The organism is Celeribacter arenosi (assembly GCF_039539485.1).
GTDB lineage: Bacteria > Pseudomonadota > Alphaproteobacteria > Rhodobacterales > Rhodobacteraceae > Celeribacter > Celeribacter arenosi.
In genome coordinates this window covers 628383-650695 of the sequence record NZ_BAABDF010000007.1, presented here as the reverse complement: position 1 = coordinate 650695, position 22313 = coordinate 628383, and the positions used below count along the sequence as shown (strand labels likewise).

At 57.8% G+C, this 22313-nt stretch carries 22 protein-coding genes; 3 read left to right on the top strand and 19 right to left on the bottom strand.

All coding sequences use genetic code 11. The features are described from left to right. Positions 1–40 precede the first annotated feature (40 nt). The gene (locus ABD815_RS10805; RefSeq protein WP_344847117.1) at positions 41–1648 is read left to right on the top strand and encodes a peptide chain release factor 3; all 1608 of its coding nucleotides are present in this window, start codon (positions 41–43) and stop codon (positions 1646–1648) included. A 257-nt stretch (positions 1649–1905) separates the two neighbouring features. Next, positions 1906–2751 (top strand): VPLPA-CTERM sorting domain-containing protein, encoded by an 846-nt coding sequence (locus ABD815_RS10800; RefSeq protein WP_344847116.1) that lies wholly within the window; start codon positions 1906–1908, stop codon positions 2749–2751. A 56-nt stretch (positions 2752–2807) separates the two neighbouring features. On the opposite strand, the gene ABD815_RS10795 is transcribed toward ABD815_RS10800, so the two are convergent. Beyond that, the gene (locus ABD815_RS10795; RefSeq protein WP_344847115.1) at positions 2808–3233 is read right to left on the bottom strand and encodes an OsmC family protein; all 426 of its coding nucleotides are present in this window, start codon (positions 3231–3233) and stop codon (positions 2808–2810) included. Positions 3234–3425: 192 nt separating this feature from the next. On the opposite strand from ABD815_RS10795, the gene ABD815_RS10790 reads away from it, so the two are divergent. Beyond that, positions 3426–4901: a DEAD/DEAH box helicase gene (locus ABD815_RS10790; RefSeq protein WP_344847113.1), complete on the top strand. Its 1476-nt coding sequence runs from the start codon at positions 3426–3428 to the stop codon at positions 4899–4901. Between the two features lie 112 nt (positions 4902–5013). Here the strand turns inward: ABD815_RS10790 and ABD815_RS10785 are convergent, their stop codons facing one another. The 18 genes from ABD815_RS10785 to ABD815_RS10700 form a co-directional block, all read right to left on the bottom strand. Further along, positions 5014–6675 carry a ribonuclease J gene (locus ABD815_RS10785; protein WP_344847112.1) on the bottom strand — a complete coding sequence of 554 codons (1662 nt, stop codon included), beginning with the start codon at positions 6673–6675 and terminating at the stop codon, positions 5014–5016. Continuing rightward, positions 6672–7451 carry a type III pantothenate kinase gene (locus ABD815_RS10780; RefSeq protein WP_344847110.1) on the bottom strand — a complete coding sequence of 260 codons (780 nt, stop codon included), beginning with the start codon at positions 7449–7451 and terminating at the stop codon, positions 6672–6674. The genes ABD815_RS10785 and ABD815_RS10780 overlap by 4 nt, the downstream gene beginning before the upstream one ends. After that, complete coding sequence (locus tag ABD815_RS10775; RefSeq protein WP_344847108.1) at positions 7451–8185, bottom strand: biotin--[acetyl-CoA-carboxylase] ligase; 735 nt, start codon at positions 8183–8185, stop codon at positions 7451–7453. The genes ABD815_RS10780 and ABD815_RS10775 overlap by 1 nt, the downstream gene beginning before the upstream one ends. A gap of 1 nt (position 8186) precedes the next feature. Next, positions 8187–9623, bottom strand: coding sequence for an NADH-quinone oxidoreductase subunit NuoN (nuoN, locus tag ABD815_RS10770; RefSeq protein WP_344847106.1), 1437 nt, complete (start codon positions 9621–9623; stop codon positions 8187–8189). A gap of 15 nt (positions 9624–9638) precedes the next feature. Further along, the gene (locus ABD815_RS10765) at positions 9639–11186 is read right to left on the bottom strand and encodes an NADH-quinone oxidoreductase subunit M (RefSeq protein ID WP_344847104.1); all 1548 of its coding nucleotides are present in this window, start codon (positions 11184–11186) and stop codon (positions 9639–9641) included. After that, the gene (gene nuoL / locus ABD815_RS10760; RefSeq protein WP_344847102.1) at positions 11186–13318 is read right to left on the bottom strand and encodes an NADH-quinone oxidoreductase subunit L; all 2133 of its coding nucleotides are present in this window, start codon (positions 13316–13318) and stop codon (positions 11186–11188) included. The genes ABD815_RS10765 and nuoL overlap by 1 nt, the downstream gene beginning before the upstream one ends. A 6-nt stretch (positions 13319–13324) precedes the next feature. Next, on the bottom strand, positions 13325–13630 hold the full coding sequence (nuoK, locus tag ABD815_RS10755) for an NADH-quinone oxidoreductase subunit NuoK (protein WP_344847100.1): 306 nt from the start codon (positions 13628–13630) through the stop codon (positions 13325–13327). Positions 13631–13717: 87 nt separating this feature from the next. After that, positions 13718–14332, bottom strand: a complete 615-nt coding sequence (locus tag ABD815_RS10750) for an NADH-quinone oxidoreductase subunit J (RefSeq protein WP_344847099.1) — start codon at positions 14330–14332, stop codon at positions 13718–13720. Further along, a complete protein-coding gene (locus ABD815_RS10745; RefSeq protein WP_344847098.1) occupies positions 14329–14736 on the bottom strand; it encodes a carboxymuconolactone decarboxylase family protein in 408 nt (135 codons plus the stop codon). The genes ABD815_RS10750 and ABD815_RS10745 overlap by 4 nt, the downstream gene beginning before the upstream one ends. Positions 14737–14745: 9 nt before the next feature. Beyond that, the gene (gene nuoI / locus ABD815_RS10740) at positions 14746–15237 is read right to left on the bottom strand and encodes an NADH-quinone oxidoreductase subunit NuoI (RefSeq protein ID WP_344847096.1); all 492 of its coding nucleotides are present in this window, start codon (positions 15235–15237) and stop codon (positions 14746–14748) included. Positions 15238–15240: 3 nt separating this feature from the next. Continuing rightward, a complete protein-coding gene (gene nuoH / locus ABD815_RS10735; RefSeq protein WP_344847094.1) occupies positions 15241–16281 on the bottom strand; it encodes an NADH-quinone oxidoreductase subunit NuoH in 1041 nt (346 codons plus the stop codon). An 11-nt stretch (positions 16282–16292) separates the two neighbouring features. Next, complete coding sequence (locus tag ABD815_RS10730; RefSeq protein WP_344847092.1) at positions 16293–16616, bottom strand: hypothetical protein; 324 nt, start codon at positions 16614–16616, stop codon at positions 16293–16295. Between the two features lie 113 nt (positions 16617–16729). Next, complete coding sequence (gene nuoG / locus ABD815_RS10725; RefSeq protein ID WP_344847091.1) at positions 16730–18754, bottom strand: NADH-quinone oxidoreductase subunit NuoG; 2025 nt, start codon at positions 18752–18754, stop codon at positions 16730–16732. A gap of 112 nt (positions 18755–18866) precedes the next feature. After that, positions 18867–19265, bottom strand: coding sequence for a DUF5333 domain-containing protein (locus ABD815_RS10720; protein ID WP_344847090.1), 399 nt, complete (start codon positions 19263–19265; stop codon positions 18867–18869). A gap of 6 nt (positions 19266–19271) precedes the next feature. Beyond that, positions 19272–19772 carry a DUF3291 domain-containing protein gene (locus ABD815_RS10715; protein ID WP_344847089.1) on the bottom strand — a complete coding sequence of 167 codons (501 nt, stop codon included), beginning with the start codon at positions 19770–19772 and terminating at the stop codon, positions 19272–19274. Between the two features lie 8 nt (positions 19773–19780). Then, positions 19781–21079, bottom strand: coding sequence for an NADH-quinone oxidoreductase subunit NuoF (gene nuoF, locus ABD815_RS10710; protein ID WP_344847087.1), 1299 nt, complete (start codon positions 21077–21079; stop codon positions 19781–19783). 14 nt (positions 21080–21093) lie between these two features. Then, on the bottom strand, positions 21094–21312 hold the full coding sequence (locus ABD815_RS10705; protein ID WP_344847085.1) for a DUF5337 domain-containing protein: 219 nt from the start codon (positions 21310–21312) through the stop codon (positions 21094–21096). Between the two features lie 14 nt (positions 21313–21326). Further along, positions 21327–22310: an NADH-quinone oxidoreductase subunit E gene (locus ABD815_RS10700; protein ID WP_344847083.1), complete on the bottom strand. Its 984-nt coding sequence runs from the start codon at positions 22308–22310 to the stop codon at positions 21327–21329. Positions 22311–22313: the final 3 nt, after the last annotated feature.

The window sequence follows — 22313 nt, the reverse complement described above, 5'->3', positions numbered from 1 at the left end:
CCCGTTGCCGCCCTTGCCTGCTGCGGGCTATATCGCGGCCATGTTGGATCACGCCTCTAATGCCCCCGCCCTGCCGCCCGAAATCGCGCGACGCCGTACCTTCGCGATTATTTCTCACCCGGACGCCGGTAAAACGACGCTGACGGAGAAATTCCTCCTTTATGGTGGCGCCATTCAGATGGCTGGTCAGGTGCGCGCAAAAGGCGAAGCACGGCGCACACGCTCCGACTTCATGCAGATGGAAAAGGATCGAGGGATTTCCGTGTCGGCCTCTGCGATGTCATTCGACTTCGGTCCGTTTCGCTTCAACCTCGTCGACACCCCCGGCCACTCGGATTTCTCCGAGGATACCTATCGCACGCTGACGGCGGTAGATGCGGCGATCATGGTGATCGATGGCGCCAAAGGCGTGGAAAGCCAGACCCAGAAACTGTTCGAGGTTTGCCGCCTGCGTGACCTGCCCATTCTCACCTTCTGTAACAAGATGGACCGTGAGAGCCGCGATACCTTCGATATCATCGACGAGATTCAGGAAAACCTCGCCATCGACGTCACGCCCGCCAGTTGGCCAATCGGGGTGGGACGTGATTTTCTGGGGTGCTACGACATGCTGCATAACCGGCTGGAGCTCATGGATCGGGCCGACCGGAACCGGGTCGCCGAAACCGTCAAAATCGACGGGCTGGACGACCCGAAGCTCAACGACCTCATCCCACCGCATCTTCTCGAAAAACTGCGTGAAGAAGTCGAGATGGCCCGCGAACTGCTGCCCCCCTTGGATCATAACGCGTTTCTAGAAGGCACTCTGACGCCAATCTGGTTCGGATCTGCGATCAACTCCTTTGGCGTCAAAGAGCTGATGGATGGTATCGCGGAATATGGGCCCGAACCACAGCCACAGGACGCCCAACCCCGCCCCATCGCGGCCGATGAGAAGAAGGTTATGGGGTTTGTGTTCAAAGTGCAGGCCAATATGGACCCCAAACACCGCGACCGCGTGGCATTCGTGCGCCTCGCGTCCGGCCATTTTACCCGCGGCATGAAGCTGACCCATGTGCGCTCCAAAAAGACCATGACAATTTCGAACCCTGTCCTGTTTCTTGCCGCTGACCGTGAGTTGGCCGAAGAAGCATGGGCCGGCGACATCATCGGCATTCCCAACCACGGTCAATTGCGCATTGGCGACACGTTGACCGAGGGCGAAGAAGTGCGCGTAACCGGCATTCCCTCGTTTGCCCCTGAACTTTTGCAAGGGGTGCGTGCAGGCGATCCGATGAAAGCAAAGCACCTTGAAAAGGCGTTGATGCAGTTTGCCGAAGAAGGCGCGGCAAAGGTGTTCAAACCCGCGATCGGCTCCGGTTTTATTGTGGGCGTTGTGGGCGCGCTTCAATTCGAAGTTCTCGCATCGCGCATCGAGTTGGAATACGGGCTGCCCGTCCGCTTTGACGCCTCCCAATTCACCTCGGCGCGATGGGTCAGTGGACCCCAAGACCAGATCGATCAACTGGTCAAAGCCAACACGCAACACATCTCATACGACCACGACGGCGATCCGGTTTTCCTGACACGTTTGCAATGGGACATCGATCGCATCGAACGCGATTATGCGGGAATCAAACTGTCGGCCACCAAAGAAATGATGATCTGAACGCGTTACTTTGATCGATGCACAGGGATGGCCGGCACCAAATATGGTGCCGGTTTTTTATGTGACCTCAACATGAAGAACGCCTCGATCCGTGTAAGTCGCAATCCGCGCATTCAGACAGACATGTTCCAAATTTAGCGATTTTCTGGTAACCTTACGTAGGGGAAGGGGCTAAATGAGTTCTGTTCAATTCACACTCATCCCCAGTGCATTCGGTACGTAATCGACTGCATAGTTTGGTTAATGAGGGTAATACAATGAGTACAGCTGTTAAGTTGCTGGCTGCTGCGGGCGTGTGCCTAGGCTCCAGCTTTACCGCACAAGCGGGAACCATACTTCTCGCAACGTTTGACTACGGTCCGACAACCTACAATGAAATGGAGACCACTCTTGAGAGTAACGGCCATACGGTCGATCAGGTAGACGCGAGAACCGGTGGTGCGCTCGCGAGCGCGCTCGGTAGCGCCGCCTACGATCAGGTTTTCTTTTATGACCTGACATCCAGTCGCTATATCAACCAAACCGACATTGACGCTGTCGCGAGTTTCTACAGCACGCACAATAGCATTGTGCAGGACTCTCGCTCCTACGGTCTGAACAACACCACTCCGGATCTCAAATCGGTTGAATGGCAATTGATCAATAACGTTGCCAATGCGTTTGACCGGTATGGTGGCGGGCTCTGGATCGGCACGGACCACAATCCAACCTGGACCCAAAACGCGAACCCAATCCTGTCGGCTCTCGGTTTCGATCCGATTGAAGGCAGCCATTCACAGGCCGTGAATGACTGGGATCCAACGTCTGAACTGCTCGATGGACTTGATCCGACCCAACTCTGGGCACAGGGCCATTCTGTGGGTCACGTTTCGCTCGGTATCCAACCCAACGGCGTCGATATGCGCTATCATTTTGGCCATTCGTCGCCTGCCTCTGGTGCGATACCGTATATTTCCGCGAACTTCGGAACCTACATCGCACCTGACGAAGACCCGGACGATCATCTGGACACGCCGGTCGTACCACTGCCCGCTGGTTTCCCGTTGATCCTGTCTGGCCTCGCCGCACTTGGGATCATCGGACGCAAACGTCGCAAAGCCTAAGCGAGCGCACTAAACATAATCAAAGCGGCCGCCATTTCTGGCGGCCGCTTTTCATGTCAGGCGGTCGTTACCTGCGCGTCCATCGTAATGTCACAGTTCAGCAGTTGCGAAATGGGACATCCTTTTTCGGCCTTCTTTGCGGCCTCTAAGATATCATCTTTGTCGCCGGTGGCCGTAATGGTGACGTCCAAATGCGCCTTGACGACCTTTGGCCCCCCCGACATTTCCAGATGGATCGTCGATCTGGTTTCGATGTTGTCGGGTGTGATCCCGCTCTCCCCGAGAATATTTGACAGTGCCATTGAGAAACACGCCGCATGGGCCGCCCCGACGAGTTCCTCGGGGTTTGTGCCCGCGCCGTCTTCAAAACGCGTGTTGAAACCATATGGCTGGTCCTTGAGTGCGCCGCTTTCCAGGCTCACCTTTCCCTTGCCGTCTTTGAGACCGCCGGACCACTTTGCGCTTCCGAATTTCTTGATCATATCATCCTCCTGTTGCGACTGACTTCAGCCTAGATCAACGCGGGCGCGCAGGACACTGTTCCATGCGGCTTTCCTTGACCTTTTGGGCTCTGAGGCGTATGAGAACCGCCGAAGACGTCATGGCAATCCGGCCGGACGGGCCGCGCGGGATATTGCGGCCGTTTCAACGCTGCACATCTCGAAAGGCAACATGTGACCAAATTCACCGATCTTAATCTCGACCCCAAAGTGCTCAAAGCCGTCGCCGACGCGGGCTATGAGACCCCCACCCCCATTCAGGCAGGTGCAATTCCCGCCGCGCTGGAAGGCCGTGACGTTCTGGGCATCGCACAAACCGGCACAGGTAAAACCGCCTCCTTCACATTGCCGATGATCACGCTTCTGAGCCGCGGACGTGCCCGCGCTCGGATGCCGCGTTCGCTGGTGCTATGTCCGACGCGCGAACTTGCCGCGCAGGTGGCCGAGAACTTCGACACCTACACAAAGTATTCGAAACTCACCAAGGCGCTACTCATCGGTGGCGTATCGTTCAAAGAACAGGATCAACTGATCGACCGCGGCGTGGACGTTTTGATCGCGACGCCCGGTCGCCTGCTCGACCATTTCGAGCGCGGCAAACTGCTTTTGACCGGCGTTCAGATCATGGTTGTGGACGAAGCTGACCGGATGCTCGACATGGGGTTCATTCCCGACATCGAACGCATCTTCTCGCTCACACCGTTTACCCGCCAGACGCTGTTCTTCTCCGCCACGATGGCGCCGGAAATCGAGCGGATCACTAACACATTCCTCTCTGCACCCGCCAAAATCGAGGTTGCCCGTCAGGCGACATCGGGCGAAAATATCGCTCAGAATGTGGTGATGTTCAAACCATCCCGCCGCGAACGCGCAGGGTCGGAAAAACGGGCCGTTTTGCGCGCGTTGATCGACGCCGAAGGTGAGACCCTCACGAATGGAATCATTTTCTGCAACCGTAAGACCGACGTGGATATCGTTGCGAAATCGTTGACGAAACACGGCTATGACGCCGCACCGATCCATGGTGATCTGGAGCAATCCCAACGCAACGCGACGCTGGAAGGGTTCCGCGAAGGACGTCTGAAGATTCTGGTGGCATCCGATGTGGCTGCCCGCGGGCTTGATGTGCCCTCTGTCACCCATGTGTTCAATTTCGATGTCCCGGGCCACGCGGAGGACTATGTCCACCGTATTGGTCGCACAGGGCGCGCCGGTCGTGACGGCAAAGCGATCATGATTTGCGAACCCCGCGACGAAAAGAACTTTGCAGCGGTCGAAAGCCTGATCGGCAAAGAGATCCCCCGTCTCGATGATCCATCGCGCAAAGGCGGCAAGGAAATCCCTGAAGCCGCCGAGACTGTAACCTCGGAAGAGAAACCGAAACGCGCGTCACGCTCACGCAGCCGTAAACGTGCGGAGCCGACGCAGGACGCAAAGAAGAGCGAACCGAAATCGGATGAGCAGCCCGTAGCGGAAGCGCCGCAGGCCGAAACTCCAAAGGCAGCTCCCGTTGCATCTGAGAACACCCGTGACACCAAACGGTCCAATTCCTCGCGCTCGCGCGGTGGACGGGGCAAGCGGGAAGAAGAAGTTCTGGGTCTCGGCGATCACTTGCCAACTTTTATCGCCAAGAGTTTTGATGATCGCTGATCCCTAAGCTTAGCGAAAAAACACAAAACCCCGCGCTACGGCGCGGGGTTTTGTTTTGGATAATGTGGTCTAGGCAATTGCGCCCAGCGAATGGGACGCAAGGTTGGACAGCTCAGTTAGACAGACGCGAGATCACGATCTGGACTTCAGGCTTTTTGCCGACTTCGCTATGCGTCGTTTTGCGGATGATCCGGCGCAACTCCTCTTCGAGCTTGTTATCATCGCTGAGCGTCTTGCGCCCTGCCCGCATCAGGAACTGGTTCACGTCCTCTTCGAGCACATCAACAAGAGGCGCGCGCGACAGGCCGGTTTCCGGCAGGCCACGCAATTCGCACCAGCAATCGCCCAGTGGCTCGTCGTCTTCGACAATCACTGTGGCCACGACCAGACCGTTCTGCGCCATGCGCATACGGTCACGGACGATACCGTCCAGCGCACCGATCTGGATCGACCCGTCGAGATAGGTTCGACCGGTTTCGACGTACTCGACGATCCGGGGCGCATTGCCCGACAGATCGACTGCGACACCATTGGGGGCCACTACCGCCTTGAAACCATTGGTTTCTGCAAGACGTGCGTGTTCGCGCAGATGGCGGTGCTCGCCATGCATCGGGATCACGGTCTGCGGTTTCACAACCTCATGCATGAGCGTCAGGTCAGGACGGTTTGCGTGACCTGACACATGGATATCATCGCGCCCCGAAATCGTGTCGACACCGAGTTCGGAGAAGTTGTTGAGGATGCGTGCAACCTCGGTCTCGTTGCCGGGGATGGTTTTGGAAGAAAAGATCATCGTGTCACCTTCGGTCATTTTCAGCCCGAGGTATTTGCCGCGTGACAGTTGGGCTGTCGCGGCGCGATGTTCGCCCTGCGATCCGGTCGTCAGAAGCATCAGGTTTTCATGAGGGATTTCTCCCGCATGTTCAGGTGAGACTGTTTTCGGGAAATCGCTGATAATGCCGGTTTCAATACCCGCCGTGATCATCCGGCGCATGGCGCGCCCCAGAAGGACCACAGAGCGACCCGACTTCGAGCCAGCAACGGCCAGCGTTTTGACCCTCGCGATGTTGGAGGCAAATGTCGTGGCTGCGACAAGCCCGTCGAGCGAAGCCACCAATTCATTGAGCGGTTCTACGACTTCCGCCTCGGATCGTCCTGGGTGGTGGTTGAAGACGTTTGTGCTGTCGCAGACCAGCGCTTTCACCCCGTCTTTGGCAACGCTTTCCCACAATTCACGATCAAAAGCCTCGCCCACCACGGGGGTCTCATCGATTTTGAAATCGCCGGTGTGGATCACACGGCCCGCAGGTGTGTCGATGACCAATGCCGAAGATTCCGGAATGGAGTGGGAAACCGGCAGGAAGCCGACGGTGAAGGGGCCGACGTCGACCTGCTCCGGCCATGCGGCAACGGTTTTGATCTGCAACTCGTCATGGCCGTGCTCTTCGAATTTCAGCCGCGCGATATGCGCGGTGAAGGCACGCGCGTAGATCGGCGCATCGAGGCGGGGCCACAGATGACCAACTGCGCCCACGTGGTCTTCGTGGGCATGGGTGATGAAGATGCCGTCGATGCGGTCTTTGCGCTCTTCGAGCCACGCCACATCAGCAAAGATCAGGTCCACGCCCGGCGTGCCGTCCATGGAGGGAAAGGTCACTCCAAGATCGACGACGATATAGCGTTCCTTGCCCGCCGGACCGTAGCCGTAGACGTAGCAGTTCATGCCGATCTCGCCGGCCCCACCGAGCGGGAGATAGAGGAGACGATCGGTCATGTGTTACCCTGTTCTTTGTTATATTGGTGGATCACGACGAGACCATGGATGGTCAGGTCTTCGTCGAAGTAGTCAAATAGCTTGTGGCCCTGATTGAACAGAGGTGCAAGTCCACCCGTGGCCACGATTGTCATCGGGCGGGTGTATTCTGCCTTTATTCGGCTACAGGTTTCACGCACCAAGCCCACATAACCCCAGAAAACACCAGATTGCATGCAGGCGACGGTATTGGTCCCGATCACCTTCTCGGGCATGGTCACATCGACATGCGGCAGGGCTGCCGCGGCGAGATGGAGCGCTTCGAGCGAGGTATTCACACCGGGTGAAATCACACCGCCGACGTATGCGCCGTCCTGGGCCACGACATCAAACGTTGTCGCCGTCCCGAAGTCGACCACGACGAGATCCCCCCCGTAGCGGTCAAAGGCCGCGGCGGTATTCACCAACCGGTCGGGACCGACGGTGGTGCCCACATCCACACGTGGGGCATGAGGCAACAGACACTCTGGTTTGCCCACCACGAGAGGGCGGCAATTGAAATAGCGACTGGCGAAAACCCGCAGGTTGAAGACCACACGCGGCACGGTGGACGAAATAATCACCTCCGTGATATCCGCCTCGACCTTTTGAAAGTTCAGCAGGGTCGTCAGCCAAACGTAATACTGATCCGCGGTGCGCTGCGTTTCAGTCGAGGTGCGCCATGTGGCAATGGATTTTTCGCCATCCCAGATGGAGAAGACGGTGTTGGTATTGCCGGTATCGATACAAAGCAGCATCAGAAATAGACCTCCGCGGCAGGAATGGAGAGGGTCCCTTGCGGGGTTTTCAGCACGAGATTTCCCGCCTCATCGACGGTCTCGAATGTTCCATGGTGTTCGGCGGTCATAGTTCGTGCCCGCACAGGCTGGCCCAAACGCGCAGCGCGGTTCAACCATGCGCTGCGAATGGGGCCAAATCCGTAGGTGACAAAAGTCGCCTCATGCGCCGCGTAGGACGGTGCCAGCAAGTCGAGGAACTCTTCGGGCGACACGCGCACGCCAGTCCCATCGACCAGCGATACGGGTGCTGTCGCCTCGGCTTCCAGTTGGTCGACACGTGGTGCCTGCAGCAGGTTCACACCAATGCCGATTGCGAGATGGGATGATCCCCTCTCCAACAGAATGCCGGCGACTTTGCCGCCGTTGAGCAAAACGTCGTTGGGCCATTTCAAACTGAACGGATCGGGGCGCCCCGCAACGGCGACGAAGGCATCATAGAGCGCGAGAGCCGCGACAAAGGAGCGTAAAGCGATCCGGTCAGGAGGCTCATTGGGATACATCAAATAAGTGGCGGCAAAGTTGCCTGCTGGCATTTGCCACGCCCGCCCGCGACGGCCGTGGGCCGCGGTTTGTTCATGCGCCAAAATCCATTGTGGAAACACACCAGAGGCCGCGACGCGCGCGGCCTCTGACATGGTGCTATCCACGGAGGCGAGGACATTGCGCCCTACCCCCGTGGGCCATTCTTGCATGTTAGCGGACAAGGGCCTCTGCCGCGATGGCCGCCATAGTGTCCAATCCCAATGCGTTGACGATACCGACGAGCACGAGAACCGAACTGATCGCCAAAAACGCAACCGGGATCATCGACGGCTGGTCATCGAGCGGCTCACCTTCTTCACCGAAGAACATGTAATAGACGATGCGCAGGTAGTAGAACGCACCGACGACGGACGCGATCACCCCACCCACGGCGAGCCATGTCAGACCTGCATCAAGGGCGGCCTGCAACACGGCAAGTTTGCCGAAAAAGCCGAGCATCGGCGGCACGCCAGCCAGCGAGAAAAGCAGAACCAAAAGCGCCAGCGCCTTGCCCGGTGCGACTTTCCAATAGCCATTCAGTGCGGCGATTTCGGTCACCGGTTTCCCATCGCGTTCCATCAGGAGGATGAAGGCGAAGGTGCCGATGTTCATCAAGATGTAGATCGCCATATAGAACATGGCCGACTGCACACCCAATGCATTCCCCGCCGCGAGCCCCATGAGAGCGAACCCCATATGCGCGATGGAGGAATAGGCCATCAGACGTTTGATGTTGGTCTGTCCGATACCGGCAAAGGCGCCAAGGAACATGGACGCAACGGCGATGATGGCCAAAATCTGCTGCCAGTCGCCGACGACGCCGCCGAAGGCATCGTGCAGGACGCGGGCGAACAGACCCATAGCTGCGAGTTTCGGCGCAGTCGCGAAGAAGGCGGTAACGGGTGTCGGGGCCCCTTCATAAACGTCAGGCGTCCACATGTGGAACGGCACGGCGGAAACCTTGAACGCCAGACCCGTCATCAGGAAGACGAGGCCGAACAGCAGGCCAAGCGGGACATCGCCCTGAGCCACAGAAATGATACCGGCAAAGGAGGTCGTGCCCGCGAAACCGTAGGTCAGCGACGCACCGTAGAGCAACAGACCCGACGACAACGAACCAAGAACGAAATACTTCAGACCGGCCTCTGTGGAGCGCAGGCTATCACGGCGGAAAGACGCGACCACGTAGAGGGAAAGGGACATCAGTTCGAGGCCGAGATAGAGCGCCATAAGGTCGCCGGCCGAAACCATCACCATCATGCCGATGGTCGCGAAAAGCACGAGGATCGGATACTCGAATTTGAGCATGTCGCGTTTGACCATGTAGTCGAGGGACATGATCAGGACTGCTGCGCCTGAGAGCAGCACGCCTACTTTTGCGAAGCGTGCAAAGGCATCATCAATAAACATACCATTGAAGGCGACGTTCGATCCATGCCCACCAAAGCCGATGAAGGCGGCGATGATCAGAAAGACGATCGCGACGCTCCATGTAACCGTGGAGGCGAGTTTGTCTTTGCCCGTGTAAACGGTGAAGAGAAGTGCCGCCATGCCGAACACGGCCAGCAGGATTTCCGGCAGGACAATCGAGAAATCGTTGGGGGTCATTTCGATGCCCTCCCCTTAATGGCTGGCGGCTGTGGCGACCATGTCGGTCGGCAGAGCGGCTGTGTAGTTGTCGATAAGGGCGGAAACGGACGGCCCGATGATGTCGAGCACGAGCGATGGGTAGACCCCTAGGAGGAGCGTCATGGCGACAAGCGGGGCCATGATCCATTTCTCACGCGCGGTCATGTCGGTGATCGCCTTGAGGCTCTCTTTGATCAAATCGCCGAGAACCACCCGACGGTAGAGCCAGAGCGCATAGGCCGCCGAGAAGATCACACCGGATGTCGCGACGAGCGCGATCCAGGTATTGGCTTTGAACATCCCGACGAGCGTCAGGAATTCACCAACAAACCCGGACGTGCCCGGAAGGCCGACGTTTGCCATTGTGAAGAACATGAAGATCAGCGCATAGGCCGGCATCCGGTTCACCAGACCGCCAAAGGCGTCGATTTCGCGGGTGTGCATCCGGTCATAGATCACGCCGACGCAGAGGAAGAGCGCGCCGGAAATGAACCCGTGCGAGATCATTTGGAAAATCGCGCCATCCAGACCCTGCTGATTGAGCGAGAAAATACCCGCCGTCACATAGCCCATGTGCGCCACGGACGAATAGGCGATGAGCTTCTTCATGTCCTCTTGGACGAGAGCGACCAGCGAGGCGTAGACAATCGCAATGACGGAGAGCCACAGCACGAAAGTCGACAGAAGTTCCGTGGCAATCGGGAACATCGGCAGCGAGAACCGCAAGAACCCGTAGCCGCCCATTTTCAACAGGATGGCCGCAAGAACAACCGAACCGGCCGTTGGCGCCTGAACGTGAGCGTCGGGCAACCATGTGTGAACCGGCCACATCGGCATCTTCACCGCGAAGGAGGCAAAGAAGGCAAGGAAGGCGAGCGTCTGGAACCCACCAACAATCTGGAACCCGAGGACGGTCAGATCATCAGACGGGAACTGCACCTGCGAAGGGTCGAGCATCGTCGCGATATCGGTGGTGCCTGAGTAGATATACATCGCAATCATCGCGACGAGCATCAGGACCGAGCCGAGGAAGGTATAGAGGAAGAATTTGAAGGCCGCGTAGATGCGGTCTTTGCCACCCCAGATGCCGATGATGAGGAACATCGGGATGAGGCCCGCCTCGAAGAAGAGGTAGAACAGCATGATATCGAGCGCACAGAACACGCCGAGCATCAGCGTTTCCAGCAGCAGGAATGCGATCATATACTCCTTGACCCGCACCTTCACATCCCACGCCGACCAGATCACCAGTGGCATCAGGAAGGTCGTGAGCAGGACGAAGAGAACGGAAATACCGTCCACGCCCATTTTGTATTTCAGACCCATGATCCAGTCGGCTTCTTCGACCATCTGGAAACCGGTGTCATTCGCATCGAACTGGGCGAGAATAAAGAGCGACAGCAGGAAGGTGATCACCGTCGCGAAAAGAGCGAGGCGTTTTGCATTCAGTTGGGCAACTTCGTCTTCGCCGCGCAAAAAGAGCAGCAAGACGACGGCAGCAACCGTGGGCAGGAAAGTGACGAAGGACAGCACGTTATCCATTATTCGGCCCCCCCGCCGATCGACATCCAGGTGATCAACAGTGCGATCCCCAGAACCATAGTGAAGGCATAGGTGAAGATGTATCCCGACTGTGCGCGCCCCGCGAGGCGTGTGAAGAACGGAACAATGCCCATTGCCAGCCCGTTGATTGCACCATCAATCGTCGACCCATCGCCGCGCTTCCACAGGAAGCGACCCAGCCACAGAGCCGGACGCACGAAGATGGCGTCATAGATCTCGTCGAAATACCATTTGTTGAGAAGGAATTGGTAGAGAACCGGCTGGTTCGCCGCCAGACGCGCCGGGAGGCTCGTATTGCGGATGTAGAACAACCAAGCCGTCCCGAGGCCGAGCAACATCGCGACAAAGGGCGACAGCTTTACCCAAACCGGCGCGTGGTGTGCTTTGTCGAGAATGGCTTCGGATGCCTCCGACATATAGATCGCACCGATAGCTGCGTGATCTGTGGCTACGTGTTCATCAGCATCGCCATGTGCTGCATCTGCCTGCAGCGTTTCGCCATGATCATCCACAACGGCTGCGTCGCCATGGTCGTCCATCGCTGCGTCATCGCCATGACCGTCGTCCATGGTCGTTTCGGCGTGATGCGGCATCTGGAAGAAGGACACCATTTTGTCGTGATCCAGGAAGAATGGTTTGACCCAGAGCATACCAGCCAAAACTGCGCCCACTGCCAGAACCCCAAGCGGGATGGTCATGGAAAGCGGGCTCTCATGTGCATGGTCGTGGGCGTGATGATCGCCGCGCGGTTTGCCAAAGAAAGTCATGAAGATCAGGCGCCACGAGTAGAAAGACGTGAACAAGGCCGCGATCACAAGAAGCCAGAATGGAAGTGCGTCGGCAGTCGCCCATGCGCTTTCGATGATTGCGTCTTTCGACAGATAGCCCGCGAAACCGATATATGTCAGCGGGATACCGACACCGGTAATGGCAAGTGTGCCGATGATCATCATTGCGAAGGTGAAGGGGATCTTTTTGCGAAGGCCGCCGTAATTGCGCATATCCTGCTCGTGGTGCATTGCGTGGATGACGGAGCCTGCGCCAAGGAACAGCATCGCTTTGAAGAATGCGTGCGTGAACAGGTGGAACATTGCGGCACCATAGACACCCGCGCCCGCGGCCACGAACATGTAGCCGAGCTGCGAACAGGTGGAATAGGCGATCACACGTTTGATGTCGTTCTGCACCAGACCAACTGTCGCCGCGAAGAATGCAGTGAAGGCACCGAGATAGAGAACGAAGGTTTTGGTCGCCTCGGCATACTCAAACAGGGGCGACATGCGGCACACGAGGAACACACCCGCCGTCACCATGGTGGCCGCGTGGATCAGCGCCGACACAGGTGTCGGGCCTTCCATCGCGTCCGGCAACCAAGTGTGCAGGAAGAGCTGAGCCGATTTGCCCATCGCGCCGACGAACAGCAGGAAGGCCAACAGGTTTGCCGCGTTCCATTCGGTCCACAGGAAATGGATCTGCGTCTGCGCCAGTTCAGGCGCTTTTGCAAAGATCGTGTCCATGTCGATCGCATCTGTCAGGAAAAACAGACCGAAGATACCGAGCGCAAAACCGAAGTCACCGACGCGGTTGACGATAAACGCCTTCATCGAGGCAGCTCCGGCGGACGACTTTTTGAAGTAGAAGCCGATCAGGAGGTAGGACGCCAGACCCACACCTTCCCAGCCAAAGAACATCTGAACGAGGTTATCGGCCGTGACCAGCATAAGCATGGTGAAGGTGAAGAGAGACAGATAAGCAAAGAAACGGGCGCGATAGGCCTCGTCGTCACCAAAGTTTTCGTCGTGGGCCATGTAGCCAAACGAATAAAGGTGCACGAGCGCCGAAACCGTTGTGACCACGACCAGCATGATGGCGGTCAGGCGGTCCAACCGGATCGACCAGTCGGCGGACAATGTCCCGCTCTCGATCCATTTCAGGATCGGGATGTATTGCGTTTCGCCATCAAAGCCGAGGAAGACGATCCACGACAGGAAGGCTGCAAGAAACAGAAGGCCCGTGGTCAGGATTTGCGCATTCCGCTCACCAATGGTGCGCCAACCGAAGCCACCAATAATGGCACCAACCAAAGGCGCGAAGAGGATGATCTTTTCCATTGGCGCTTACCCTTTCATCACGTTGACGTCTTCGACGTCGATCGTGCCGCGGTTGCGGAAGAAGCTCACGAGGATGGCGAGGCCGATCGCCGCTTCTGCGGCAGCAACCGTGAGCACCAGCATCGTGAAAATCTGACCCACCAGATCCCCCATGTAGGAGGAGAAGGCGACAAGGTTGATGTTGACGGACAACAGGATCATCTCGATCGACATCAAGATGATGATGACGTTCTTCCGGTTGAGGAAGAGCCCGAAAATGCCGATGACGAAAAGTGCGCCGGCCGCTGTCAGGTAATGTTCAAGTCCGACCATGTCGTCCCTCGGTTCTTTGTTTTGCCGCTTGGTGCGGCTTTTGTGTCAGGGCGGTCCACCGCCCGTTAAATCGTGGCCTGGGCCGACTTACAGCCCCTGCCCCGGTTCCACGTCTTTCATTTCCATGGCTTTCGCCGGATCGCGGTACATCTGTTTGAGCACGTTCTGGCGTTTGACGTTCGGGTTGTGGCGAAGGGTCAGAACAATCGCACCGATCATGGAGACCAGAAGGATCAGACCCGCCAATTGGAACAACATCAGGTAGTCGTCGTACATGAGTTGACCGATCGCCGCGGTGTTGTGGATTTCGGCGGCATCGGGGGTGACCGATCTACGCAGGGCTTGTGCCCCTTCGGCCGCAGTCCAATCGCCATATGCCAGCGCCAGCTGCATCAGGATCACCACACCGATCAACAGCGCGAAGGGCAGATAGCGCGCCATGCCCGCTTTGAGTTCGGCAAAATCGACGTCCAGCATCATGACGACAAACAGGAAAAGAACCATCACGGCCCCGACGTAGACGATGATCAAAAGCATCGCGACGAACTCCGCGCCCAGCAGGACGAAAAGACCGGAAGCCGACAGGAAGGTCAGGATCAGCCAGAGCACCGAGTGGACCGGATTTCGGGACACAACCGTGAACAGGCCTGCGCCGATCATCAGGATAGCAAATAGGTAGAATGCGATATCAGCGACAGTCATTCGCTGCCCTCCTCACGTTCGGCAAAGACCTCTTTGGCGAGATCGAGCGCCTTGGACATAGCAGGCAGGCCACCGAGCATGGACATCTGGTAGATCACTTCCGCTACTTCTTTTTCGGTCGCACCCGCCTTGATGGCGTTGCGCACTGTCATCTTAATGGGCGCTTCTGCCTGAGCACCCTGCGCGGTCAAACCGGCCAGCACGACAAGCAGTCTCGTTTTCGTATCGAGCCCGTCAGGATTGAACGTATTGCCCCAAAGCATGTCCATCTGTTCGCGCGACATGGACGGGAAAAATTTATCCAGTTCCGGCGGCGTGAACGTCGTCATGGACGGGTTGAAGGCAGCGGCCATCTTCTGGCCTTGCTCCATCATCTGTCCGAACATCTTGGCAAAATCGTTCATCGGGTTTCCTTAGCGATACGGCGCATCGAGTTCGAGGTTGCGCGCGATTTCCGCTTCCCAACGTTCGCCATTCTCGAGAAGCTTGGCTTTGTCGTAGAAAAGCTCTTCGCGGGTCTCGGTCGCGAATTCGAAATTCGGCCCCTCAACGATGGCGTCGACCGGACAGGCTTCCTGACAGAATCCGCAGTAGATGCATTTTGTCATATCAATGTCGTAGCGCGTGGTGCGGCGCGAGCCATCTTCGCGTGGTTCGGCATCGATAGTAATCGCCTGAGCGGGGCAAATCGCCTCGCAGAGTTTGCACGCGATGCAACGTTCTTCGCCGTTTGGATACCGGCGCAGAGCGTGCTCGCCACGAAAACGCGGAGACAAAGGCCCCTTTTCGTGCGGGTAGTTGATCGTGGCCTTGGGCGCGAAGAAGTATTTCAGCCCAACTCTGAAACCGGCAATGATGTCGGTCATCAGGAAATATTTCACGGCACGGGTGTAGTCGAGAGCCATGTGTTAACCTCCCAGAGCCCAGCGGGCATAAGCCCCGCCGAAAGCGCCAAATTGAGCGAAAAATGCTACGAGAACGACCCAGGCAAGCGACATAGGCAGGAACACTTTCCAACCGATCCGCATGAGTTGGTCGTAGCGGTAGCGCGGCACGATGGCTTTGACCATCGAGAAGATGAAGAAGAAGAAGCCCATTTTGAGGATGAGCCACAGGATGCCATCAGGCAGGCCGGGAATGGGCGACAGCCAGCCACCAAAGAACAACAGGCTGACGAGAGCACACATAAGCACGACGGCCATGAGTTCGCCCATCATGAACAGGAGGAACGGCGTCGAAGAGTATTCAACCTGATAGCCTGCAACGAGTTCGGATTCAGCTTCTGGCAGATCGAATGGAGGGCGGTTGGTTTCCGCGAGCGCGGAGACGAAGAACAGCACAACCATCGGGAAATGCGGGATCCAGTACCACGAGAAGATGCCGAAGCGGCCATCCTGCGCGGCGACAATGTCCCCGAAGTTCAGAGAACCGGTCGAAATGATCACACCGATGATGATGAGACCGATCGACACCTCATAGGAAATCATCTGCGCGGCAGAGCGAAGCGACCCGAGGAACGGATATTTCGAGTTCGAAGCCCAGCCCCCCATGATCACGCCGTACACTTCCAGCGATGAGATCGCGAAGATGTAGAGAATAGCGACATTGAGATCCGCGATCACCCACCCGTCGTTCCACGGGATCGCAACCCAGGCGATACAGGCGGTGACAAAGGTAATCATCGGCGCAAGATAGAAGACGAATTTGTCAGCGCCCGCAGGCACCACGACTTCTTTGACGATGTATTTGATAAAGTCCGCGAAAGACTGCAACAGACCAAAGACACCTACGATGTTCGGCCCTTTGCGCATCTGGACAGCAGCCCAGACTTTGCGGTCGGCGTACATCAGGAAGGCGAGCGCTACAAAGAGCGGGAGCAGCACCAAGAGGCACTGACCGAGCACAAGCAGCGCGATCCCCAGATTTGTTGTCGTGAAAAATTCGACCATGATTTAGCCTCTCACACCGTCGGTATTCGTCTGTCCGCGCAACTTTCCACCATCGTTTCTGCGTCGATGACGTGCTGTCCCACGGGGAGTGCTGGCGAGATGGTGTAAACAGCATCCGCGCGCCAAATTCCACCCTCATTCGAAAGATTTGTCCGCAGATGACGGGCAAATCCAAGTCCTTGCGATTGCGCATAGCCGGCGGCCGCGCATTCGCTAAAAGCATCCATGTGTTCCTTGCGCAAAAAGCCGCGCCCTTCCAGGAAAATATTCACCAATTCATCGTCAAAGGGCAGCACTTCGACAACCGTGAAGCGCGCGCTTTTGGGCGCGCTCACGGGGCCTGCCTCGACATCCGGTTCCGTCGACATGGCGCAGGCTGCCAGCGTCGTGCAAGCAACCAAAGCCGATCCACAGATGGCGCGAAGCGATATGTGTGCCCGACGCGTCATCACTCGGCCGCAATCGCCTCTTCACGGCGCGCTTTTGCGATCGCCGAGAGTTCGGCCATCAGTTGGCTTGCCCGTGTAATCGGGTTGGTGAGGTAGAAATCTTTCACTGCGTTGCGCAGCGTCGCCTTGGCCGGCTTGGACTCCTTGATCGGTGTCCATGCGTTTTGCGGCACTTCGTCGATAGCGCCCAGATGCGGCACGGCGTCTACGAGGGCGCGGCGCAAACCGGCGAGGTTGTCATAGGGCAAAGTCTGGCCGACTTCTGCGGACAGGGCGCGCAAAATCGCCCAATTCTCTTTCGCATCACCCGGAGGGAACGATGCGCGCAGCGCGAGTTGCGGGCGACCTTCGGTGTTCACAAACAGGCCGGCCTCTTCGGGATAGGCTGCGCCGGGCAGAATAATGTCTGCGCGGTGTGCGCCACGGTCGCCGTGCGAGCCCTGGTAGATCACAAAGGCACCTGGCGCGATTTCAACTTCGTCTGCGCCGAGGTTGTAGATCACTTCCGCCCCTTTGAGCGCAGCCGTCATTCCGCCATCGGTTGTCGCACCAACATCCATCGCGCCAACGCGGCCGGCGGCGGTGTGCAGAACCATGAATTTAGCGCCGGCATTTTCGGCCAGTTTCATCGCCTGTGACAGAACGGCTTCGCCATCTGCCTCGGTGAGAGCGCCCTGCCCGATGATGACGAGTGTCTTCTTGCCATCCCGTGTCGCGGCCGAAATCTCTTTGGCGGCGGTGTCGATCAGGGAGGCGCGGTCTGTGCCGACATGTACGTATTCATACGTAAGATCAACGGCTTCGCCAATCAGCCCGACAACAGCACCCCGTGCCCATGCACGGCGGATGCGCGCATTCAGCACCGGCGCTTCATCGCGCGGGTTGGTGCCGATGAGCTGGATCATATCCGCGCTATCGATATCGTCGATGGTTGCTGTGCCGACATAGGCCGAACGATTGTCGGCGGGCAGTTTCGCGCCGTCCACACGACATTCGACGGAACCACCCAGACCTTCAACCATAGTCTTGAGCGCGAAGGCCGCTTCTGTCGGAACCAGATCGCCAACAAGACCGGCGACTTTTTTGCCCTTCATCGCAGTAGCAGCGGCTCCGAGCGCCTCTGACCACGTGGCTTTTTGCAGCTTACCGTCTTTGCGGATGTAAGGAGTATCCAGTCGCTGACGTCGCAGACCGTCCCAGACAAAGCGCGTTTTGTCGGAAATCCATTCCTCATTCACGCCGTCGTGGTTGCGTGGCAGGATGCGCATCACTTCGCGACCCTTGGTGTCCACGCGAATGTTGGAGCCGAGCGCGTCCATCACGTCGATGGTTTCGGTCTTGGTCAACTCCCACGGACGCGCGGTGAAGGCGTAGGGTTTCGACGTCAATGCGCCGACCGGGCATAGGTCGATGATGTTACCCTGCAGGTTCGAGGCGAGTGTCTGGTTGAGATAGGTTGTGATCTCGGAATCTTCGCCGCGACCGGTTTGGCCCATCTGGGTGATGCCCGCGACCTCGGTGGTGAACCGCACGCAGCGCGTGCAGGAAATGCAGCGCGTCATTGCCGTTCCCACCAGCGGCCCGAGATCGAGATCCTCGGTTGCACGCTTTGGCTCGCGGAAACGCGAGAAATCAACGCCGTAGGCCATGGCCTGATCCTGCAGGTCGCATTCGCCCCCTTGGTCACAGATCGGGCAATCAAGTGGGTGGTTGATGAGTAGGAATTCCATCACCCCCTCGCGCGCCTTTTTCACCATGGGCGAATTGGTCTTTACGACCGGCGGCTGGCCTTCCGGACCGGGACGCAGATCCTTGACCTGCATCGCACAGGAGGCCGCAGGTTTGGGCGGGCCGCCGACCACTTCAACAAGGCACATACGGCAGTTGCCCGCGATCGAGAGACGTTCGTGGTAGCAAAAGCGCGGCACTTCGATCCCGGCCACTTCACAGGCCTGAAGGATCGTCATGGCCGGATCGACTTCGACCTCGCCCCCGTCGATAATGATTTTGCGCGTATCTGCCATGGTCAATTCACCTGTGTTGCGCGAGGGCGGCGGCGCGCCGCCCCCCTCATCTTGTCCTTGAGCGTGTCCTGCACGCCCCTGTCATCGTCAACCGCCAAATCGGCGATCAAATTCATTTCAAACGCAAGAACGAGCCGATCAGGCTGCCCTTTTCGATTTCGCTTTTACCCAGAGCACAGAGACCCGACACTTTGGTCGGATCAAACCCTGCATTGCGGGCATAGGCATAGGCCTTTTCGCGCATCCGCGCCTGTTCCGCATCGCTGTCGATGTAGTTGCGGATTTCATCATCCGAATACCCCATCTTCGATGCCTTATCTTTCAACGACCACAGAAAGCCCAATCCCTTGAGAGTGCGCGGGGCAATGGAGCCGCATTTGTCGCTCACCTCGATGGCGATGGCGATTGCCATCATCTGGTCGTCGATTTCCTTAACATCGTGCAATGGCGCCAGCGCCGCAGCCGGCGAGGCGAGAAACAGAGAGAGGATAAGGGGTTTTACAAATTTCATTCGGGACTACTCCGCCGCTATCGGCCGACAACTTTTCTCACGGAAAAGTTTGGCCTCTTTCAGATACGACCAGCCAAAGGCGTGGTCGGTGTCCCCATGTTTTTCTTTGTAGGCAAGACGTTCGAGCGCCTCGTCCAAGGTGGGCTTATGCCCTTTTTCGATCCACCACATGACGAAATGCTGTTTTCCCAGCACCTCGAACCACTCTTCGCGGCGGTCGTAAAACTGTTTGTGCACCGTGTTGAACACGAAATTTTCGAGCGTGGCGACATCTTCCCACACAGTCAGATTCGAAACGAACTGTGGGTCTCCGTCAATCTTTGCCGCCGTGTTCCCGGTGCCCGGTTCTCCGGAGCCCTCCATCATCCACACAAAACCCGGCATGCGTTTACCCAGGCTATTGATGCGGTCGAGGCTTTCCATGAACTCACCCACGCGCGGATCATCCGTCGGGGCGATGAGACGCCCGACGTTGAGTTCCGCAATATGGTGGGTGGCTTGTTGCATCGGTGTAATTACTCCGCGGCCACTGCGCTGATGCGACCGGATTTCTGTGCCTTGATCCGGTCTTCGATCTCGCCACGGAAATTCTTGATCAAACCCTGAATTGGCCACGCCGCAGCATCGCCGAGCGCACAGATCGTGTGCCCTTCGACCTGTTTTGTGACATCCCAGAGCATGTCGATCTCTTCGAGCTCCGCCTCGCCGCGCACAAGGCGGTCCATGACGCGCATCATCCAGCCGGTGCCTTCGCGGCACGGCGTACACTGGCCACAGCTTTCATGTTTGTAGAAAGCGGCAAGACGCCAGATCGCTTTGATGATGTCGACGTTCTTGTCCATGACGATCACCGCAGCGGTGCCAAGGCCGGAGCCCAGTTCGCCACGCAGGTAATCAAAGTCCATGATCGCGTCTTTCATGTCCTCACCGCGCACACAGGGCACGGAAGAACCACCGGGGATCACGGCCTGCAGGTTGCTCCAGCCGCCGCGAATACCGCCGCAATGCTTTTCGATCAGCTCTTCGAAGGAAATGCTCATCGCTTCTTCGACAACGCAGGGGTTGTTCACATGGCCGGAGATCGCAAAGAGTTTGGTGCCCGCGTTATTGGGGCGACCAAAGCCTGCAAACCACTCGGGGCCACGACGCAGGATCGTGGGCACAACGGCGATGGATTCAACATTGTTCACAGTCGTCGGGCAGCCATAAAGGCCGGCACCGGCGGGAAACGGCGGTTTCATCCGCGGCATACCCTTTTTGCCCTCAAGGCTCTCGATCAGCGCGGTTTCTTCCCCGCAGATGTAGGCCCCCGCTCCGTGGTGCAGGTAGAGGTCGAAATCCCAGCCGGATTTCGCGGCATTCGGTCCGAGAAGTCCCGCATCATAGGCCTCGTCGATCGCGGCCTGAAGCGCTTCACGTTCGCGGATGTATTCGCCGCGCAGATAGATGTAGGCCGCATTTGCCCCCATCGCGAAGGACGCGATGAGACAACCCTCAATCAGCGTATGCGGATCGTGGCGCATAATTTCGCGGTCTTTACAGGTGCCCGGCTCGGATTCGTCGGCGTTCACCACGAGGTAGGACGGGCGACCATCCGTTTCCTTGGGCATAAAGGACCATTTGAGACCGGTCGGGAAACCCGCGCCGCCACGACCGCGCAGGCCGGATGCCTTCATCTGGTCGACGATCCAGTCGCGACCATTGGCGATGATGCCCGCTGTCCCATCCCAATGCCCACGGGCTTTGGCGCCTTTCAAAGTGCGCTCATGCATCCCGTAGATATTGGTAAAGATCCGATCCTGATCCTTGAGCATCGCCCGTTATCCCTTCAGTCCTGCTGGCGCGCACGCCAGATCTGATAAATCACTACAAACGACCACACGAAAGCGGCGATCGCTGCCAGATCGAAGAGGAAGACAAACCGCGTTGGCAGCTCCATCTTCCCCCCGATCCATTGGGCCCCGAGCCAGAGAACCATCGTGGCGGCTATGACAATCCCGACCATGCGGGCTTTTCGCGCCAGACGTATCTCTTCCTCGGTTGCCATCTTCCGTCACGGCGTCAGTAGACGCCGCCCTTTTTCACTTTCGAGGAGAACTCGGTCTCCCCGCCTTTTGCCAGAACCTTGGCCTGTTTCACCCACTCGTCACGGGTGACACGGCCTTTGAAACCGGCGAGGTTGTCGTCCATCCACTTCACCTCTTTGGCACGCCATCCGCCAACTTGGTCGAAGTGATAGACACCCATAGAATGAAGAAGTGCCTCCATTTTCGGGCCTACACCTTTGATCTGTTTGAGATCGTCCGGACCGCCTGCGCGAGCGGCAGACAGGAATTCCGGTTTGCCATCGGCAGCTACTGCTTTGCGTGCAGGCGCTGCAGCTTTTGGTTTGGCTGCAGCTTTTGCGGCAGGCTTATCTGCAGCGGTTTTAGCCGTGGCAGGTTTCGCGGTGGCCGGTTTGGCAGCTGCCGTCTTCGGCGCAGCGGCTTTCTTGGCCGTCGGTTTCTTGGCAGTCGCTTTTGAGGCGGTCGCTTTGGGTGCCGCTGCCTTTTTCGCAGGTGCTTTTGCCGCGGCGGGCTTTTTGGCCGCTGCGGATTTTGCGACCGGTGCGGCGGCAGGCGCAGCCTCGACCTTTGCGACGCTTGCCTCTGCCGCGGGTGCCGTTACCGGCGCAGATTGCGCCACGCTGACATCTGCCGTTTTTTCGGCGACGGGGTGCGGTTTGCTGCGTGGGTGATCAACTTCGATCTCGGTCGCGGCCGAAGCGGGTTCATCGCCGATAGACGCCGTGTGCATGACACCGGTACGGGTCGCCTCAGCGCTCGCGTGGCCCGCAGAACTGCGATCAACCGTTGTCGACGCCTCGTCTTCGTACCAGCCGATCCAAAGCAGGATCGCCACGAGCAAAGCTACCAGAACCCCGACAATCACGGATGCGATCGTGGAATAGCTTGCCAAAAACAATAGCGCCAAAAAGGCCAAAACGCCGCAAATCGCCGCGATGGTCCAGATCCTCGTCGTTTTCGACGAATTCGTGTCACTCATCTT

Coding starts and splice junctions, on each gene's coding strand:
- ABD815_RS10750 (WP_344847099.1), bottom strand. CDS start 14,332: ATGACTGTCGCTGATATCGCATTCTACCTATTTGCTATCCTGATGATC.
- nuoH (WP_344847094.1), bottom strand. CDS start 16,281: ATGGTCGAATTTTTCACGACAACAAATCTGGGGATCGCGCTGCTTGTG.
- nuoF (WP_344847087.1), bottom strand. CDS start 21,079: ATGCTCAAGGATCAGGATCGGATCTTTACCAATATCTACGGGATGCAT.
- ABD815_RS10700 (WP_344847083.1), bottom strand. CDS start 22,310: ATGAGTGACACGAATTCGTCGAAAACGACGAGGATCTGGACCATCGCG.
- ABD815_RS10780 (WP_344847110.1), bottom strand. CDS start 7,451: ATGCTGCTTTGTATCGATACCGGCAATACCAACACCGTCTTCTCCATC.
- ABD815_RS10775 (WP_344847108.1), bottom strand. CDS start 8,185: ATGCAAGAATGGCCCACGGGGGTAGGGCGCAATGTCCTCGCCTCCGTG.
- nuoK (WP_344847100.1), bottom strand. CDS start 13,630: ATGGTCGGACTTGAACATTACCTGACAGCGGCCGGCGCACTTTTCGTC.
- ABD815_RS10745 (WP_344847098.1), bottom strand. CDS start 14,736: ATGAACGATTTTGCCAAGATGTTCGGACAGATGATGGAGCAAGGCCAG.
- ABD815_RS10795 (WP_344847115.1), bottom strand. CDS start 3,233: ATGATCAAGAAATTCGGAAGCGCAAAGTGGTCCGGCGGTCTCAAAGAC.
- nuoG (WP_344847091.1), bottom strand. CDS start 18,754: ATGGCAGATACGCGCAAAATCATTATCGACGGGGGCGAGGTCGAAGTC.
- ABD815_RS10800 (WP_344847116.1), top strand. CDS start 1,906: ATGAGTACAGCTGTTAAGTTGCTGGCTGCTGCGGGCGTGTGCCTAGGC.
- nuoN (WP_344847106.1), bottom strand. CDS start 9,623: ATGACCCCCAACGATTTCTCGATTGTCCTGCCGGAAATCCTGCTGGCC.
- ABD815_RS10805 (WP_344847117.1), top strand. CDS start 41: ATGTTGGATCACGCCTCTAATGCCCCCGCCCTGCCGCCCGAAATCGCG.
- nuoL (WP_344847102.1), bottom strand. CDS start 13,318: ATGGAAAAGATCATCCTCTTCGCGCCTTTGGTTGGTGCCATTATTGGT.
- ABD815_RS10765 (WP_344847104.1), bottom strand. CDS start 11,186: ATGGATAACGTGCTGTCCTTCGTCACTTTCCTGCCCACGGTTGCTGCC.
- ABD815_RS10705 (WP_344847085.1), bottom strand. CDS start 21,312: ATGGCAACCGAGGAAGAGATACGTCTGGCGCGAAAAGCCCGCATGGTC.
- ABD815_RS10715 (WP_344847089.1), bottom strand. CDS start 19,772: ATGCAACAAGCCACCCACCATATTGCGGAACTCAACGTCGGGCGTCTC.
- ABD815_RS10720 (WP_344847090.1), bottom strand. CDS start 19,265: ATGAAATTTGTAAAACCCCTTATCCTCTCTCTGTTTCTCGCCTCGCCG.
- nuoI (WP_344847096.1), bottom strand. CDS start 15,237: ATGGCTCTCGACTACACCCGTGCCGTGAAATATTTCCTGATGACCGAC.
- ABD815_RS10785 (WP_344847112.1), bottom strand. CDS start 6,675: ATGACCGATCGTCTCCTCTATCTCCCGCTCGGTGGGGCCGGCGAGATC.